Annotated in this window: 19 protein-coding genes; 7 read left to right on the plus strand and 12 right to left on the minus strand. The window is 70.4% G+C overall.

Annotated elements, in window-relative coordinates:
• Nucleotides 1–41 precede the first annotated feature (41 nt).
• Nucleotides 42–593 (plus strand): hypothetical protein, encoded by a 552-nt coding sequence (locus tag JIN95_RS05305; RefSeq protein WP_200530725.1) that lies wholly within the window; start codon nt 42–44, stop codon nt 591–593.
• A gap of 58 nt (nt 594–651) precedes the next feature.
• On the opposite strand, the gene JIN95_RS05310 is transcribed toward JIN95_RS05305, so the two are convergent.
• Nucleotides 652–2,004, minus strand: coding sequence for a RimK/LysX family protein (locus JIN95_RS05310; protein ID WP_198951574.1), 1,353 nt, complete (start codon nt 2,002–2,004; stop codon nt 652–654).
• Nucleotides 2,005–2,125: 121 nt separating this feature from the next.
• On the opposite strand from JIN95_RS05310, the gene JIN95_RS05315 reads away from it, so the two are divergent.
• Entirely contained in the window at nt 2,126–3,163 is a 1,038-nt protein-coding gene (locus tag JIN95_RS05315; protein ID WP_095637863.1) for a succinylglutamate desuccinylase/aspartoacylase family protein, read from the plus strand.
• Nucleotides 3,164–3,266: 103 nt separating this feature from the next.
• On the opposite strand, the gene JIN95_RS05320 is transcribed toward JIN95_RS05315, so the two are convergent.
• The 5 genes from JIN95_RS05320 to JIN95_RS05340 form a co-directional block, all read right to left on the minus strand.
• Complete coding sequence (locus tag JIN95_RS05320; protein ID WP_200530726.1) at nt 3,267–3,773, minus strand: hypothetical protein; 507 nt, start codon at nt 3,771–3,773, stop codon at nt 3,267–3,269.
• Between the two features lie 84 nt (nt 3,774–3,857).
• Nucleotides 3,858–4,403, minus strand: a complete 546-nt coding sequence (locus JIN95_RS05325) for a DUF1684 domain-containing protein (protein ID WP_095637865.1) — start codon at nt 4,401–4,403, stop codon at nt 3,858–3,860.
• A 78-nt stretch (nt 4,404–4,481) separates the two neighbouring features.
• Nucleotides 4,482–5,183 carry a helix-turn-helix domain-containing protein gene (locus JIN95_RS05330; protein WP_095637866.1) on the minus strand — a complete coding sequence of 234 codons (702 nt, stop codon included), beginning with the start codon at nt 5,181–5,183 and terminating at the stop codon, nt 4,482–4,484.
• Between the two features lie 72 nt (nt 5,184–5,255).
• Nucleotides 5,256–5,534 carry a hypothetical protein gene (locus JIN95_RS05335; RefSeq protein ID WP_200530727.1) on the minus strand — a complete coding sequence of 93 codons (279 nt, stop codon included), beginning with the start codon at nt 5,532–5,534 and terminating at the stop codon, nt 5,256–5,258.
• On the minus strand, nt 5,531–5,914 hold the full coding sequence (locus JIN95_RS05340; RefSeq protein WP_200530728.1) for a transcriptional regulator: 384 nt from the start codon (nt 5,912–5,914) through the stop codon (nt 5,531–5,533). Before JIN95_RS05340 ends, JIN95_RS05335 begins: the two co-directional genes overlap by 4 nt.
• 158 nt (nt 5,915–6,072) lie before the next feature.
• Here JIN95_RS05340 and JIN95_RS05345 point away from each other — a divergent pair, with 158 nt between their 5' ends.
• The 3 genes from JIN95_RS05345 to rnhB all read left to right on the plus strand — a co-directional run bounded on the left by JIN95_RS05345 (nt 6,073) and on the right by rnhB (nt 9,013).
• A complete protein-coding gene (locus JIN95_RS05345; RefSeq protein ID WP_095637869.1) occupies nt 6,073–7,707 on the plus strand; it encodes an NAD-binding protein in 1,635 nt (544 codons plus the stop codon).
• 151 nt (nt 7,708–7,858) lie between these two features.
• Nucleotides 7,859–8,230 carry a 30S ribosomal protein S8e gene (locus JIN95_RS05350; protein ID WP_095637870.1) on the plus strand — a complete coding sequence of 124 codons (372 nt, stop codon included), beginning with the start codon at nt 7,859–7,861 and terminating at the stop codon, nt 8,228–8,230.
• A gap of 66 nt (nt 8,231–8,296) precedes the next feature.
• Nucleotides 8,297–9,013: a ribonuclease HII gene (gene rnhB / locus JIN95_RS05355; RefSeq protein ID WP_200530729.1), complete on the plus strand. Its 717-nt coding sequence runs from the start codon at nt 8,297–8,299 to the stop codon at nt 9,011–9,013.
• Between the two features lie 24 nt (nt 9,014–9,037).
• Here the strand turns inward: rnhB and JIN95_RS05360 are convergent, their stop codons facing one another.
• From JIN95_RS05360 to secF, 3 genes are all read right to left on the minus strand, one after another.
• Nucleotides 9,038–9,847 carry a TMEM165/GDT1 family protein gene (locus JIN95_RS05360; protein WP_200530730.1) on the minus strand — a complete coding sequence of 270 codons (810 nt, stop codon included), beginning with the start codon at nt 9,845–9,847 and terminating at the stop codon, nt 9,038–9,040.
• Between the two features lie 198 nt (nt 9,848–10,045).
• On the minus strand, nt 10,046–11,635 hold the full coding sequence (locus tag JIN95_RS05365) for a preprotein translocase subunit SecD (RefSeq protein ID WP_095637873.1): 1,590 nt from the start codon (nt 11,633–11,635) through the stop codon (nt 10,046–10,048).
• A complete protein-coding gene (secF, locus tag JIN95_RS05370; RefSeq protein ID WP_095637874.1) occupies nt 11,635–12,516 on the minus strand; it encodes a protein translocase subunit SecF in 882 nt (293 codons plus the stop codon). Before secF ends, JIN95_RS05365 begins: the two co-directional genes overlap by 1 nt.
• Nucleotides 12,517–12,662: 146 nt before the next feature.
• Here secF and JIN95_RS05375 point away from each other — a divergent pair, with 146 nt between their 5' ends.
• On the plus strand, nt 12,663–13,010 hold the full coding sequence (locus tag JIN95_RS05375; RefSeq protein ID WP_095637875.1) for a hypothetical protein: 348 nt from the start codon (nt 12,663–12,665) through the stop codon (nt 13,008–13,010).
• 21 nt (nt 13,011–13,031) lie between these two features.
• On the opposite strand, the gene JIN95_RS05380 is transcribed toward JIN95_RS05375, so the two are convergent.
• The 3 genes from JIN95_RS05380 to JIN95_RS05390 form a co-directional block, all read right to left on the minus strand.
• Nucleotides 13,032–13,502, minus strand: coding sequence for a DUF5812 family protein (locus JIN95_RS05380; protein ID WP_095637876.1), 471 nt, complete (start codon nt 13,500–13,502; stop codon nt 13,032–13,034).
• Between the two features lie 73 nt (nt 13,503–13,575).
• Nucleotides 13,576–14,331 carry a DUF2064 domain-containing protein gene (locus tag JIN95_RS05385; RefSeq protein ID WP_200530731.1) on the minus strand — a complete coding sequence of 252 codons (756 nt, stop codon included), beginning with the start codon at nt 14,329–14,331 and terminating at the stop codon, nt 13,576–13,578.
• Nucleotides 14,332–14,405: 74 nt separating this feature from the next.
• Nucleotides 14,406–15,002: an NUDIX domain-containing protein gene (locus JIN95_RS05390; protein ID WP_095637878.1), complete on the minus strand. Its 597-nt coding sequence runs from the start codon at nt 15,000–15,002 to the stop codon at nt 14,406–14,408.
• A gap of 159 nt (nt 15,003–15,161) precedes the next feature.
• On the opposite strand from JIN95_RS05390, the gene JIN95_RS05395 reads away from it, so the two are divergent.
• The gene (locus tag JIN95_RS05395; RefSeq protein ID WP_200530732.1) at nt 15,162–16,565 is read left to right on the plus strand and encodes an ATP-binding protein; all 1,404 of its coding nucleotides are present in this window, start codon (nt 15,162–15,164) and stop codon (nt 16,563–16,565) included.
• Nucleotides 16,566–16,597: the final 32 nt, after the last annotated feature.

The raw sequence follows: 16,597 nt of genomic DNA on the forward strand, positions 1-16,597 counted from the left end.
GCCCGCGCGCTTATTGGAACGCGCCGCCAAGTGCGGTCCGGATGCGGGATCGACCCTCCGACGGCGACCGACAATGGGAACTCTCGGCGGAGGCCGACGTCGACGACGAGGTGCAGCGGCGCCTCCGGGAGGCGTACCTCAACGACGCGGAGCGCGAGCTGATCGTGACGGGGGTGCGGTCCGCGGGCCGGGAGGTCGTCGTGGAGTTCCGGACCCCGCACGGCGACGCGAGACACACCGAGCGGTTCCCCGCGCCGAGCAACGGCTCGCTGGCGGAGTCGGAGGCGTTCGTCGCGTTCCTCGAGGCGGTCGGCGTCTCGCCGCTCGACGTCGACGCGGTCGTCGGCGCCCGGGTGCCCGCGACCTACGAGGACGGCGAGTGGCGGCTCGACGAGTCGTACCTGCCGGACCCCGCTGACAGGGTCAGCGACGCCAACGCGGGGAACGAACGGGCCGCCGACCGCGAGAGCGCTCGCCAGCCGTCGGCGCGGGCGCGGGAGTGGCTCTGGACGTACCGCTACTGGCTGTTCGCGGCGCTCCTCGTCGGCGGCGAGCTGCTGTTCGTCGCGGTCGTCATCGCGCTGTACGGCTGACCCCGCTCGTCGCTCGTCGCCCGGCGGGCGGGAGTGGGGGCTGGGGAGAGGGGCCGCGCTACTCCTCTTCGAGGATCTCGCCCGCCTCGTCGCGTTCCGCCTCGTCGGTGTCGGCGCGGCGGCGGACGTCGACCCGGTAGTCCGTGAGGATGTCGCGGCCGAGCAGCAGCGGGTACTCCATGTGGCCGCGGTCCTCGACGCTCGCGGTGACGGTGTGCTGGTTGCCGCCGATACCGATCACGAGGTCGACGACGGGGCGGGCCTTGCCGCCCTTCACGCTGCCCGACTTCACCCGGGTCATGCTCTTGATCGGGCCCGCGCCGATCTCCGCGGCGAGCTGCGTGTCGATGCTGGTCCGGGTCGCGCCCGTGTCCGACTTCGCGAGCGCCTGCGTGGAGCCGGAGGTGCCGGTGACGACGACCTCCTCGATGTAGCCGATGTCGGGCTGTTCGGTCGTGTTCGGCTTCGGGACCGGCGCACAGGACGGCCGCGAGTCGTCGAGCGTCGCGGCGATGCGCTCGACGTCGCCGTCGTCGACCTCGCCGCCGACCGTCTCGATCGCGAGCTTCGCGATGTGGGGCGCGGGGCTCGTGCCCGTGGCCTCGAACAGGCCCTTGAACCCGGCCGTCGGGTTCACCTCCAGCACGTACCAGCCGTCGTACCCCTCCACGAGGTCGACGCCGGCGTAGTCGAGGTCCATTACCTCGGCCGCGTACAGCGCGGTCTCGGCGGCCTCCTCGGGCATGTCGTCGGTGGCGTCCTCGACCGCGCCGCCGAGCGCGACGTTGGTCCGCCAGTCGCCCTCGGGCGCGTAGCGGTACATCGAGCCGATGATCTCGTCGCCGACGATGTACACGCGCAGGTCGCGGTGCTTCTCGTCGTCGCGGTCGATGAGCCGCTGGAGGAACGCCTGCCGGTTCCCGACCTTCGGGTTCACGCGCTCCGTGAGGTCGACCTTCCACGTCCCGCCGCCGTGGGTGCCGATCGCCGTCTTGTACACGCCGACCTCGCCGAAGCGCTCGCGCCCCTCGTTGAGCCGGTCGTTCGACAGCGCGAGCAGCGCGTCGGGCACGCGGATGTTCCAGTCGGCGAGCGTCGCCGCCGTGGCGAACTTGTGGATCGACGCGAGCACCGCGTCCGGCTGGTTCAGCATCGGCCGGATGCGCTCGAACGTGGTCGCCAGCCCGAGCAGCTCCGCGGGCTGGTCGGTGTTCGAGAGGAGCAGCCGGTTCGCGATCACGTCGACCGCGGGCTCGACGGACACGTCGCCGTCGTCGACGCTGATGGCGGCGTTCTCCTCGCGGAGCCACACGGGCTCGTGCCCGAGGTCCTCGACCGCGTTGCAGATCGCCTTCGTCTCCTTGCTGTTGTGCAGCGACAGCACTCCCACCCGTACCGGATCCGAACTCATGGAAGCCTCTGCGTGGGCCCACCTAAAAGGTCGACCGATCGAACGCGCTCCGACCCGCCGGCTATCAGCCGTGAGTCTCTCGGTCGCCATATATATACTCCCCGCCGTGCTCCGGTTCGGCATGAGCGACGATCGGGTGTTCACGTACAACGGCGGCGCGGTGCCGCCGGGAGAGACGCAGAACATCCGCTACGGAATCAGCGAGACGTACCTCGGCGACCCGGTCCGGATCCCCGTGACGATCGTCAACGGGGAGCGCGACGGGCCGACGGTGTTCCTCACCGCGGCCGCCCACGGCGACGAGCTCAACGGGATCGAGGTCGTCCGCGAGGTCGCCCACGAGTGGGACCTCTCGGCGCTCGCGGGCACCCTCGTCTGTCTCCCCGTGCTCAACGTTCCCGGGTTCCTCGCCCAGCAGCGCTACCTCCCCGTCTACGACCGCGACCTGAACCGCTCGTTCCCCGGGAAGGCAGGGTCGACCAGCTCGAAGCGGATGGCCCACCGGATCTACGAGAACTTCATCGCGCCCTGCGACTTCGGGCTCGACTTCCACACCTCCACCCGCGGCCGGACGAACATGCTCCACGTCCGCGCGGACATGGCCGACACCGGCGTCCACCGGCTCGCGATGGCGTTCGGCTCGAAGGTGATCATCGACAGCGACGGACCGAGCGGCACCCTCCGCGGCGAGGCGACCGACGACGGGATCCCGACGATCACGATCGAGATGGGCGAGGCCCACCGCTTCCAGCGCCCGCTCATCGACGACGCGCTCGCCGGCGTACGCTCCGTGTTCGCCGAGTACGGCCTCCTGTCGACCGACACGGTACGCTGGCCGGGATGGCGGACGATCGTCGCCGGCGCGGGCGAGAAGACGTGGCTCCGCGCCGACTCCGGCGGGATCGTCGACACGCACTTCGAGAGCGGGTCGCTCGTCCGCGAGGGCGAGCGGATCGCGACGATCACCAACCCGTTCAAGAAGGACGAGGTCGCGGTCGAAGCGCCATTCACGGGGCTGCTGATCGGGCTCTTGGAGAACCCCGTGGTCTATCCCGGAAACCCGCTGTGTCACCTCGTCGAGATCGACGAGTCGACCCGGAGGGCCATCGAGACCGGGGACTCCCCGAAGCCCGTGGGACAGCCGAACGCCGCGGACTGACGGGGATCCCCCGCCCGGTCCGGCCGTCGTCGGTTCTCCGCGATCACGGCCGGCCAGCGTCGGTTCTCCGCGATCACGTCCGGCCAGCGTCGCGTCTCCGCGATCACGTCCGGTCGAGCCTCGTCCGAGCGCCGAGCCCGACCGCGGCGAGCACGGCGAAGAAGCCGGCGAGGAACGCGACCGGCTGGACCGCGATCCGCTGGGCGACGACGGGACCCGGCTCGCGCTCGACGGTCCGCGTCCAGAACTCGTACCGTTCGCCCTCGTACGCGACGACGAGGAGCCCGTCGCCCAGGGTCGGATCGGTGGGATACGGTAACGAATCGACTCGCTCGTCCGGGTCTTCGACGCCGAACCCGCCCTCCGTCTCCAGCGCGCGGTCGAACGCGGCGCGGGCCTCGGGGTCGAGGTCGGCGTAGTCGACGACGCCGGTCTCGCTCCCCTCGTCAGGGGCGTCGACGCCCGCCACGGGCGACCCGCTCTCGACCGGCCGGACCGTGTGGGTGTACGCGGGGTCGGGCTCGCCGACCGGCACGGGGAGGTACAGGGGGTTCGCCATCAGGAGGACGCCGACGGCGACGAGGCCGGCGACCGCGAGCCGGGTGCGCATGGGCGGGCTTCGGCGGGGGAGGATTTGAGGCTTTCCGCGCTGGCGGCGCCGCGAGGGTCGCGCCGGCTACTCGATGCCGGGCGGCTACTCGATGTCGGGCGCCTTCTCGCCCGCGGGGACGACGATCTCCAGCCAGTTCTCCTCGGGCGGGAGCGGACAGGAGAACGTCTCGCTGTACGCGCAGAAGGGGCTGTACGCGAGGTTGAAGTCGATCGTCACCGCGTCGCCGTCGCCGAGATCGCCGTCCGGCTCCAGCTCCATGTACCGCCCGTTGTGGTACGTCTGCTGGCCGGTCGTCTTGTCGCGGAAGGGGACGAAGATCGCGCCCTCGTCGCCCTCCTGCCGGTAGCCGGCGAGAGTGTGCTCCTCGCCGTCGACCTCGAACGCGAAGGTGACGATCCGGAGGTACCGCACCGGATTGCTCGCGGTGGTCTCCATCTCGACGGGCTCGGGGTCGTCGTGGACGGTGACGGTCGCCTCGACCCGGTAGTCGGGGTTCGGCTCGAAGTAGTCGAGCCCGTCGAAGCCGTCGCGGTGCTCCGGCGGGATCGGCGACTGCGGGTGCTCGGCGAAGAAGTCGTCCTTCTCGCGGCGGTTCGCGCGGAGGCGCTCGGCGTAGTCGTCGCTCATGTCCGAGGCGAGGGGCGCCGGGGGTTTCAGGGTCGCGGTCCGGGGGCGGAGCGCCCTCGGCTCACCGGCGACGCCCGCTCAAAGCGCCTGCAGGTCGGCCAGGCAGTCGTCCAGATCGCGGGTCGAGGTCGCCAGCGAGAACCCGTCGACGCGGGCGAGGTCGGCGGCGTGGTCCCACAGGTCGCCGTCCTCGATCCCGTGGAGCACGACCGCGTTCGGGGTCGGGCTCACCACTCGCAGCGCGACCAGCGGCGACTCGCCGCGCGTGACGCGGGTGAACACGAGCGCGCGGTTCGTCGACTGGCCGTACAGCCGGTAGAACTCCTCGCTCGACAGGCGGGTGATCGCCTCGATCGAGTTGATGACGGTGTGGCCGTTGACGTGGTCCTGCTCGCCGCGCACGACCTCCGTCGCCCCCATCGCCTCGTAGAACTCTTCGAGGGGCACCGCCGTCGAGTACTCGCGGAGGTCGTGGACGATGTCGCTCTCGAACCCGGCGGAGAGCACGCGCGCGTACTGGCGGAGCCGGCCGCCGCCGCGGCGCTCGTCGATGTCCAGGAGCCCCTCGACGGTCCGGCGGACGACGCCGATGCCCGGGCTCTCGCGCCGCCCGCTCTCGTAGTCCGAGACGACCGAGGAGGAGACGTCGAGCTGGTCGGCCAGCTCGGTCTGGGAGACGTCGAAGTCGGTCCGCCACTTCCGGAGGGTCGCTCCGGGATCGTCGCTGAGCGTTATCTCGCCGGCGATCCGGCGAGAGAGCTCCTCGCGTGCGTCGCTCATGACGTGTTCCGAAGGCGGAACGCCGCAAAAGGCTACCGAAATCGGGGTTCGTCGAACGTCGACAGCGAGCCCTCACTCGACCGTCAGCGAGTAGACGATGACGGCGAACCCGACCGCGGTCAGCAGGCTGTTGATCGCGATCCCGACGGCCAGACTGGATCCGATGATCTGGTGGGAGACGCCGCCGATAAGCGCCCCGACGGTGACGACGCCGAAGCCGATGCCGAGCGCGCGGAGCGACGGGTTGCCGGTCCGGCCGTACGCTCGGAGCGCGTAGTAGGTGATGCTGCCACCGAGCACCAGGATGGCGGTCTTTGCGACGATGATGAACAGGTTGATGTACGTATTCATGTTTCCTCGCGGAGCTCCGACCACAGGTCGGCCAGTCGTTCGTCCCGGGTGCGCTCCGGGCGCGTGAACTCGATCTCGAACTCCCGGTCGTCCTCCTCGTCGATCGAGACGGTCACCGTCTTAAACGAGACGGAGTAGCGGGTCGTGTGCTGCCCGTCGCGGCGGATGTCCGTCGACTCGGCCAGCAGGGACGCCTCGGTGAGCAGCTCCAGCTTCCGGTACGTCGTCGACAGGGGGATGTCGCACTCCTCCGAGATGTCGCTGGCCGTCTTCGGCTCGGAGAGCGCGGACACGATCCGCCGTGCGTCGTCGTCCGCGAGCGCGTCCAGCACGTCGTCTACCGACGGCGGATCCTCTTCGCGCGACGGGTCCCGCACCATACGCGTGTCTTCGCCCCCCGGGACTTAAAGCATCGAACTTCGGTCCGAGCGTCGGCCGGCCAGTACCCCGGCGTCGCCGGATATCGCCCCCAGTCTCTCCCGCCTCGACCCCGCCGAACGCGCCCCGTTTTTGTATCGGGATATCGTACTCGGTTCCGATGGACTCGTGGAAGCGTCGCGTCGGCGGGTACTTCGGCTTCGTCCTCTTCGTGCTGGTGTTCACCGCGGTCGTCTATCGCTACGGAATGCGGGTGTACGAGGGCGATCCGCGCACGATGATCGAGGCGCTCCGCTTCTCGGTCGAGATGTTCACGACCACGGGCTTCGGCGGGGACTCGCCGTGGGAGAGCCAGCAGCTGAACGCGTTCATCGCGGTGATGGACCTGGTCGGGATGGTGCTCCTGATTGGCGCGCTGCCGGTCGTCGTGACGCCGCTGTTAGAGGAGGCGTTCTCCACGACCGTCCCCGTCTCGGCGGACGAGGACCTGTCCGATCACGTCGTCGTCTGTTCGGACACCTCGCGGTCGGCGGCGCTCATCGAGGAGTTCGACTCCCGCGAGATCCCCTACGTGATCGTCGAGCCGGACGACGACCGGGCGGTGCGGCTCCACGAGGCGGGCCGCGCGGTGATCCGCGCGGACCCGGAGTCGACGGAGGGGTTGGCGGCCGCGAATCTCACCGACGCGCGGGCGCTCGTGACGGACGCTTCGGACCAGGTAGACGCGAGCATCGTGCTCGCCGCGAAGGAGGTGTCGCCGGACGTGCGCGTTATCAGCGTCGTCGAGGATCCGGAGCGCGAGCGGTACCACCGGCTCGCGGGCGCGGACGAGGTGCTCTCGCCGCGGTCGCTGCTCGGCGAGAGCCTCGCCGCGAAGGTGACGACCGCGATCCAGACCGATCTCGGCGAGGCGATCGCGATCGGCGACTCGCTGCGGCTCGCGGAGGTGTCGGTCCCGCACGGGAGCCCGCTCGCCGGCTCGACGCTGGCGGACACCGACATCCGCGAGCGCGCCGGCGCCAACGTGATCGGGGCGTGGTTCAACGGCGAGTTCGAGGCGGCGCCGCCGCCGGACGCGACGCTGTCGGCCGGGACGGTCCTGCTCGTCTCGGGGCGGTCGGACCAGTTGGAGCGGCTCGTCGACCTGGCGAACTCGGCCACGCGGCGGTTCGGCGCGGGCGAGACGGTGGTGATCGGGTACGGCCAGGTCGGCCGGACCGTCACCGAGGCGGTCGGGGACGCCGATCTCCCGGTCACGGTCGTCGACCGCGAAGACGCCGCGGGCGTCGACGTGGTCGGCGACGCGACGGATCCGGAGACGCTGCGCGCCGCCGGCGTGGAGGGGGCACAGACGGTCGTGCTCGCGCTGCCGGACGACACCACGACGGAGTTCACGACGCTCGTGGTCCGGGACCTCGCCCCGGACACGCAGGTCCTCGCCCGCGTCGAGGAGGCCGCGAGCGTCCGGAAGATGCACCGGGCGGGCGCCGACTACGTGCTCTCGCTTGCGACCGTCACCGGGCGACTGTCCGCCTCGACCGTCATCGAGGACCGCGACGTACTCTCGCTCAACCAGCAGATCGAGGTCGTCAGGAGCCGCGTGCCGCGGCTGGCCGGGAAGACGATCGGCCGGGCGAACGTCCGGGAGACGACCGGCTGCACCGTCATCGCCATCGAGCGGGGCGACGAGACCGTGACCGAGATCGGCCCCGACACGCGGATCCGGTCGGACGACGAGATCGTCGTCGTCGGGACCGACGAGGGGATTCGGACGTTCGAGTCCCGGTTCGCGTGACCGTGCGGCGCCGTCCCCGTCACCGCGACGCCGGCCCAGCCAGTGCGAGCGCCGTCGGACGGGGCGTCCCGCCCGCCACGCGCCGGTCTCGGGGACTTCGGCGCCGAGGCGAGTCGAACGCTTCAAGTATTCGCTGGGTGTTCATGCCTGTATGAAAGACCAGGGACGCTCCACGCGCAAGCGGACGGGCGGCCGACTCAAGCACGCCTCGAACAAGAAGCGCCACCAGCTCGGCCGCGAACCGGCCGAGACGACTCTCGGCGAGACGCGGGTCCAGTACATCGACTCCCGCGGCACCGAGAAGAAGGTCCGCGCGCTCGCGACGAACGTCGCGCAGGTCGCCGACGGCGGCGAGGTCAGCGAGGCCGAGATCGAGAACGTCGTCGACAACCCCTCGAACGTCAACTACGCCCGCCGGAACATCATCACCAAGGGCGCCGTCATCGAGACCTCCGCGGGCCGCGCCCGCGTCACCTCGCGACCCGGCCAGACCGGTCAGGTCAACGCGGTCCTCCTCGAGTAAACGGCTTTCCGTCCGTCGCCGACCGCTTTCTGAACCTATTTACCCGTCCGAGACGACCAGCGACGCGTGTACCTCGGCGTCGACGAGGCCGGCAAGGGCCCCGTGCTCGGACCGATGGTCGCCGCGGCAGTGCTCGCCGACCCGGCCGACCTCCCGGCCGACGTTGACGACTCGAAGCGGATCGCCCCCTCGCGCCGCGAGGCGATCGACGCGGCGGTCCGAGAGGCCGACGCCGTCGCCGTCGGCGTGGCGTTCGTCGAACCCGCCGAGATCGACCGCCCGGACACGGACATGAACACCCTCACCGTGCGCGGCCAGGCGCGGGCGGTCCGAGCCGCGCTCGACGCCGGCGTCGTCGCCGACCTTGTCGACCCCGCCGACCCGGTCCGCGTCGTCGCCGACGCCGGCGACACCAGCGAGGCGCGGTTCGCCCGACGGCTCGGGGAGTTCGTCGCGGATGGCGACACCGCCGGCGACGACGCCCCCGACCACCCCGCGGTCGACGTGTCGGCGGCCCACGGCGCCGACGAGGACGACCCGGTCGTCGGCGCCGCGAGCGTCGTCGCCAAGGTGGCCCGGGACGAGCGGATGGCGGCGATCGACGCCGACTACCCGGCGTACGACGCGATCGGCAGCGGCTATCCGAGCGATCCGGCGACGCGTGACTTCCTCCGGGCGTACGTCGACGACCACGGTGAGGTCCCCGACTGCGCGCGGCGGTCGTGGGCGACCTGCGACGACGTGTTGGCGGCCGCCGAGCAGTCCGGGTTAGACGAGTTTTAGCGCCGGTTCGCAGAGGCTCCCGGCCTACACCAGCCCGGCGGCCGCCGCGCTCACGGCGTCGATGAACGTCTCCCAGACGGAGATCCCGGCGACGACGGAGAGCACGGTATCGGCGCCGAAGAAGGCGAACAGCGCGGCGGACGCGAGGTGCGCCCGCCGCATGTCGAACCGGTGGGCGAAGGTGTGGAAGAAGTACGCGTTCGCGAGGCTGATCGGGACGATCGCCAGCATCTCCCCGACCCAGATGGCGGAGGTCGCCCCGTACTGGACGGCCAGCCCGATCGTCACCAGCTGGGTCTTGTCGCCGAACTCCCCGGTGGCGGTAAGGGCGAATATCGGGAGAAAGCCGCCGAGCGAGCCGGCGTAGCGGTCGAGCGGTCCGGGGAGCGTCACCGACTCCAGCGCGGCGAGGGTCGCGTCCTCGGGCTCCGGTTCCGCGTCGGCTTCCGGTTCCGCGTCGGCTTCCGGTTCCGCGTCGGCTTCCGGCTCTGCGTCGGCTTCCGGCTCTGCGTCGACCGGTTCTTGCTCGCCGTCTCCGGCGACTCCGCCCGACCCGCGGTCCGGCATCGACCGGTACAGCAGGTACGCGAAGACGAAGAACAGCGTCGCGGTCACGGCGTCGAGCGCGATCCCGGGGAGCGACGACTGCAGCGCCTGTCCGAAGGCAATCTCCACCGCGGTCCAGCCGGCGAACGCCGACCCCGCGGCGGCGACGACCACCTTCGGATCGTACCGCGTCGACAGCGCGGCGATCATGAACTGCACCTTCTCGCCCGGGAGCACCGCGAGCTGGGCGACGAACGCGACGACGACGATCTCGCCGTAGGCGGTCACGCCCGGACACCCCGGCTCCTCGACCGCGACGGCGACGGCTGCGTGGCGGTCCGCGTCGGGTTCGTCGCGTCCGATTGGTCGGGAGTCACGTGTTCGAGTCGTTCGCGGCGCGCGTCGTCGGGGTCGCGCTCGGCGGACCGAATCGCGGAGGGCGGCCGGTTCGGATCCCGCGTCCGATTCGGGTCGCGTGTCCGATCCTCACCGGACCGTCAGCAGGCGACGCAGGATGTCGCCGTACGCGGGGCGGGTGATCAGGACGCCGATCAGGACGCCGAGGATCGTGAAGATCGCGAACCCGGAGAGGTCGCCGAGCGACAGCACCATCAGCGGCGACATCGCGATGATCGTGGTCGCCGCGGCCGCGCCGATCACCCAGAAGGCGCGGCGGAACCGGGAGTCGAACACCTTCTTGGAGTTCACCTCGCCCTCGCTCATCACCTCGTCGGCGATGATCACGAGGTCGTCGACCCCCGTCCCGACGACCGCGATGAAGCCGGCGATGACGGCCAGTTCGAGCGGGTAGCTCAACAGGGCGGCGAAGCCGAGCAGCGCGTACACCTCGGCGAGCGCCGTGACGATCATCGGCAGCGCCACCGCGGGTTCGCGGTACCGGAGGAACACCATGCCGGCGACCGCGAACACGGCGAGGATTCCGGTCACGAGCGAGTAGTTCTTGTAGTTCTCACCCTGTGCCGCCGAGATGGACCGCGAGGTCCCCTGTCCGCTGATGTCGAGGTCCGCCGGGAGCGCGCCGGCGCGCAGGTTGATCGAGATGGTCTGCGCCTCGCTGAACTCGGTCGTCGTGAGCCGGAAGCCGCCGTCGGTGGCCCACGACCCGCTCGCCATGCTGTCCGCGAGGTCCGGGTCCATCCCGAAGGAGTTGACGACCTCGCCGTCGACGGTGAGCAGGAGGCACGGCTTGCTCACGTCGTCCGGGTTCTCGCTGTAGTCACAGCGGTCCTGGTTCGTGTTGTACGCCGACGCGAACCCGCGGTCCGCGACCGCCTGCTGGAAGCCGTGAGCGGGCGACTGCTCCCCTTCCGGCGCGGTGTTCCGCACCGTCACCGGAACGTACGCCCCGGTCCCCTGGTCGCTCTGGGCCGCGGTGCCGATGTCCTCGAAGTGGTCCTGGATCAGCACCTCCTCCTGGATCGCGGTCCCGTTTTCGGTCGGGTACGCGATGTCGATCTGGACGGTCCCGCGCTCCTCGAGGAGGTCGATCACGTCGCTGCGGTCCTCGCCGGGCACCTCGACGAGGATGAAGTACTCGCCGGTGAGTGACTGGACCTGCTGGACGCTCCCGCCGGAGAGCCCGGCCTCGTTGATCTTCCCCTCGATGACGCTCTGTGCGACGTCGCGGGTCTCCTGCGTGACGCCGGAGCGAACGTCGTCGTAGGCGTACCCCGAGGCGTCCATCGCCGCGCGGAACTCCGACTCGCTCACCGACGGGTCGGTCACCTCGACCGCGGTCTCCTCGGGAACGGCCCCGATGTCCCGCGCCGAGACCCCATCGAGCTCGTCCGCGACCGCGCGGGCGACGTCGTCCGGCGTATCGCCGTCGAAGTCCACCTCGGTGGCGGTGTAGCCGAGCAGGGGCGCGCGGACCCGCGTCCCGCCCGCAAGATCGAGCCCGTACTGGAGGTTCGTGATCCCCTGCTGGGCCTCGGCGGCGTCCTCGCCGGGCGCGGTCTGAGGACCGAACTGCGGCGCGAAAAGCGCCACGGTCGCGCCGAGCACGACGACGACCAGAAGCAGGATCCGCCAGTTGTTCTTGATCGGTTCGAGCATTAGCGTTTCACCCCCTCGAACTTGTACCAGCGAAGCAGCGAGACGTTCAGCAGGTACGTGTTCATCAGGTCGGCGCAGAGCCCGACCGAGAGGATGATCCCGATGTTCCGGAGGAGGTCAACGCCGAACAGCGCGGCGACGATCGCCATGACGATCATCGCCGCCATCGACGTGAGCGTCATCGTCACCCCGGTCCGCATCGCGCGGCTCACCGACTCGTAGAACTCGCCGGTCCGCCGCAAGACGGAGTTGTTCAAGAGGATGTCCGAGTCGACGCTGTACCCGATGATCATCAGGAGCGCCGCGATCGTCCCGAGCGTCATCTGGATCCCGAGGAGGTTCATCACCGCGACGGGGATCACCAGGTCGGAGAACGCCGACGCGACGACCGCGATCGACGGGACGAAGGTTCGGAACAGCGCGAACACGAGCACGCTCATCCCGAGGAACGCGAGCGCGACGCCGAAGATCGCGGTTCGGGCCGTATCGGCCGCGAAGCTGGGGGACACCTGATCGATCGCGCTCGTGGACAGCCCGGCTGCGTCGGCCTGCGCGGACAGGTCGTTCGCCAGGCCCTCCGGGTCCTCGTCGGCCGCCCGGAACGTCACCACGTACACGTCGTCCGCGGGGATCGACCGGACCGCGTCGGGCTCCCGATCGAACGCGGTCTCGATCTGCTGTTCTACGTCGCCGCCGTCGTCGGCGATCCGGAGCTCCACGCCGCCAGTGAACTCCAACCCGAGGTTCGCCGGCGCACCCGTGACGAGGTACCACCCGCCGATGATCGCGAGCGCGAGAACGAGGACCGCAAGCGGGACCGCCACGAGCTGCCGGTTCGAGTACTCGGTGTAGTTGACCTCCGGTACCTCGATCGCTACCATAAATACCGGTTCCTGCGCGGGCGCGAATAAGCCTTCTCACTCACTCGCCCGGGGTTCCCGCACCGACCGTCCGGCCGCGACCGTCAGGACGCGAGGTGACGGCTCGCGCCGCAACGGCTTAGCCGGCGGACGCCGTACCGTGTGGCATGGAACCGACCGCCACGCGCGTCGTCCTCTCGTATCCGGAGGGGCTCAGCGACTGGGGACGCGACCAGATCGAGACGGACCGCTACCGGGGGTACTTCGCCCGCGTCCTGGACCGCGTCGCCGTCGGGGACGCCCGCGAGGAGTTCGTCGACGTCGGCTGTTGCGGCGACAGCCTCGACGTGCCGTTCCGCGTCGAGCGGGTCGAGGTCGACGGCGACCCGGTCGACGCGGCGACGGTGACCGACGCGACGACGGTCGCCTACGAGACGCGGCCGGGCGAGGTCGACGGCGGCTGGCGCGTCCAGAGCGCGGCGGGGCCGTCGTGCTCGACCGCCGATCAGAACTGACGTTTCCGTCTCCGACCCGGTTCAGGGCATGTACCGCACGCTGACGACGCCCGGCTCCGACCGGACCTCGACCCGGTTCACGCCGAGCCGCGCGGCCCGCGACAGCGTCGCCTCGCGGTCGTCGAGCACGTCCGCGACCGCGTCCGCGGTGTCTTCCTCCGGCGGCGTCAACACGTGGACCTCGCCGACGCCCGCGCGCTCCTCGCGGGCCAGCTCGCCGGTCTCCGTCTCGGCCGCGAGCTCGCGCTCGTGGACGGTCGGGGGCTCCTCGCTCTCCTCGATCGAGAGGGACCGCCGCTCGGCGACCTCGACGACCTGATACGTGACCTCCATCGGCGGGTCGGGCGCGACGGTCGCCTCGACGGCGTCGTCGACCGCGAGCCCGGGATTCGAGCTCAGCGTGTGCACCTGTCCGTCGTTGACGTCTTTCAGCACCGCGGAGTCGCTCTCGACGTGCGTGACGAGGAACGTGCTCTCCTTCTCGTCGGTCATTACTGTTTGTAGGCCGCCGAGCCTTTTCCGGGTTTCGAGGCGGCGCCGAGCCGTTTTGGGGTTTCGAGGCGTATCAGTCCCGAATGACCTGTGCGTCCCCGTCCTCGACGACCACGTCCAGCCCGTGCTCGTGGACGAACGCGGCGGTGTAGTCGGGGACGACGCGCTCGGCGGCGAAGCGGGCGCGGAGGAGGGGCACCGCGTCGAGCAGGTCGTCGCCGTCGACCATCGAGGGCGACGACTCTAAGAACTCCACGTCGAGGTCGGCGTCGGCGCCGCGGGCCGCGAGCGTCGGGAGGCTGGGGTCCTCGAACGCGCCGTCGAAGTCGATCGGCGCGGTGAAGCCGGCGTAGTAGGTCCGGCCGCGGGTGGAGGGGCCGAGCACGACCTCGTTCGTCCGGAGCTTCATCGCGGCCGAGTCGATCACGGTCCGCGAGAGCAGCGGCGCCTGCGGAGTGACGACCGCGACGGAGTCGGCGTTCTCCTCGCGGAGCAGGTGGGTGACGGTGTTGCCGGCGCGCGCGCCGAACGACGACCCGACCTGCCGCTCGAAGCGGACTTCGTCGGTGCCGCCGAGGGTGTCGGCGACGAGGGTGCGGAGTTCCGCCTCGGGCGCGGTGTCCGTGCGGTGTTCGGCGGGGAGGTCGTCGTCGACGGGGTAGTTCACGAGCAGCTCGCCGCCCGAGCGGTCGACCGCGAGGACGGCGTCGCGGAACAGCGCCTCGTACAGGTCGGCGGCCTCCGCGGTCGACAGCGGTGTCGACTCGGCGAGTCCGGTCGCGACGAGCCCCTCGCGGGGCGGCTTCGCAAGCACGGCGACGACGGTCATGTCTCGACCCGAATCGCCCGCGCGCCTTCAACTCGCCGTTTCGGTCTCGACGTGGGGGCGCCGCGGTCGACCCCTCAGGAGAAGTCGCGCCGCATCGCGATCTCGAACCACGGGCAGAGGCGGAGCTGCCGGTACAGCGACGGGTTCTCGTGGAGGTGCTCGTAGTCGACCCACAGCATGCCGCCGATCTCCTCTTCGTCCGGGTCGAGCGAGGTGTCGTCGAGGGTCACCTTCAGCACCGAGCAGACCTCCCACTCGACGCCCTCGTTGGGGTAGTAGCGCTTGTACTCGAACTTGTCCGTCACCCGGAGGTCGTCGTACTGGTCGGGGGTGATCCCCAGCTCCTCTTCTAAGCGCTGTTCGGTCGCGTCCTCCTGTGACTGCCCTTCGACCGGGTGGGAGGCGACCGTCCCGTCCCAGTGGGCGTCCCAGAGCCGCTTGGTGGGCGCGCGCTGCGCCAGCAGGATCCGGCCGTCGGTGTCGTACACGAGGCAGGTGAACGCCCGGTGGCGGATCCCGTCGCCGGTGTGGGCGTCGAGGCGGTTCACCGTCCCCTGCTCGACGTCGTCGGGATCGACGGCGATCACGTCCTGGAGCGCGTTCTCGTGGTCCGCGTCGGTGGCGGCCTGACCGGCGGCGTCGCCGGTCGCGGCCGCGTCCTCGGAGCTCATGCGAGGTAGGTCGATCACCAGGGCTAATAAGCGTTCGATACGTCGCCCGGGCGTCGGAGCGGCGTCTCGGCGGCGTGGCGGCGCGTCGGCGCCCCCGTCGCCGGCGGTCGCCGCCGCGGTTCGACGCGCTTAACCGCCTCCCGCGGCTACGTCGCGCGGATGAGTGACCCGGCGCTCGACGTCGTCGAGTTCGTGTTGACGACGCACCTCTACACCGAGAACCGCGACCTCGACGAGAACGACCTGCCCCCGCGCTTCCGGCAGGTGTTCTGGTCCGACGACGCCGCCGACGACGCACCGGGCGGCGTCGAGCGGCCGCTCAAGGCGACGAGCGAGACGACCCGCACCGCGACGGGAGTCGACCACCCGTGGGAGGCGGTCTCCGACCTGCTCTTCACCCAGCGGACGGAGTTCTCCGGCGAGATCTCGCTGACGCAGCCAGCGATGGCGCTGGAGTGGTACCGCGACCACGCCGCCGCCGACCGGATCGCCCAGAACCCGACGATCGTCGCCGCGCTCGAACTGGCCGAGGACCTCGACGCGCCCGTGACCCACGAGGCGGCGCGCGACAACGTCCGGCCGATCCAGGCCGACCGCGTCTGGATCGACGCCTTGCTGGAGGAGTACTTCGACGAGGACGAGGACGGCGAGATGCTCGACCTCGTCAACGTCCAGGCCCCCGAGGAGATCGAGACGACGCTCGCCGACCTCGTGCTCACCGGCGACCAGGAGGGCGAGATCCAGAAGATCGTCAAGGCGATCGAACACCGCGAGTACCTCGCGAGCATCGGGCTCCGCGAGATCGGGAAGCTCCTGTTCGTCGGGCCGCCGGGGACCGGGAAGACGACCGTCTCGCGGGCGCTCGCCCACGAGCTCGGCATTCCCCTCGTCGAGGTGAAGATGTCGATGATCACGAGCCAGTACCTCGGCGAGACGGCCAAGAACGTGGAGAAGACGTTCGAGGTCGCCAAGCGACTCTCGCCGTGTATCCTCTTCATCGACGAGTTCGACTCGGTGGCGAAGACGCGGCGCTCCGACGAGCACGCCGCCCTGAAGCGCGCGGTCAACACCCTGCTGAAGTCGATCGACGAGGTGTCGCTCGTGCGCGACGAGGTGCTCCTCATCGGCGCGACCAACCACCCGGACCAGCTCGACGCCGCCGCGTGGCGCCGGTTCGACGAGATCGTCAACTTCCCCAAGCCGGATCGCGACATGCGCGCGGACATCCTCCGTGTGGTGACCCGCGAGATGCAGATCGCCGACTTCGACCCCGAGGAGGTCGCCGACCGAACGACCGGGCTCACGGGCTCTGACCTCCGGATGGTGCTCCGCGAGGCCGTCCTCGGCGCGCTCACGGAGGACCGGATGACGATCACCCAAGAGGACGTGATGGAGGCCGTCGAGGACTTCGAGGAGCGCGATAATCTGAAAAACATGGACATGATCGACGGCGAGGGCGCGGAGGTGCTCGGCGAGACCGACCCCGACGGACAGGACCACACCCACGACGAGAACGACGAGGCCGCCCACGACCACGGCGCGCACAGCCACTCGCACGACTGAACCCCGCGGAACGACCTTTTCGACGCGGATAT

Origin of the sequence: Halorubrum sp. LN27, assembly GCF_016635065.1 — an archaeon.
In the GTDB taxonomy this organism is placed as follows: Archaea; Halobacteriota; Halobacteria; order Halobacteriales; family Haloferacaceae; genus Halorubrum; species Halorubrum salipaludis.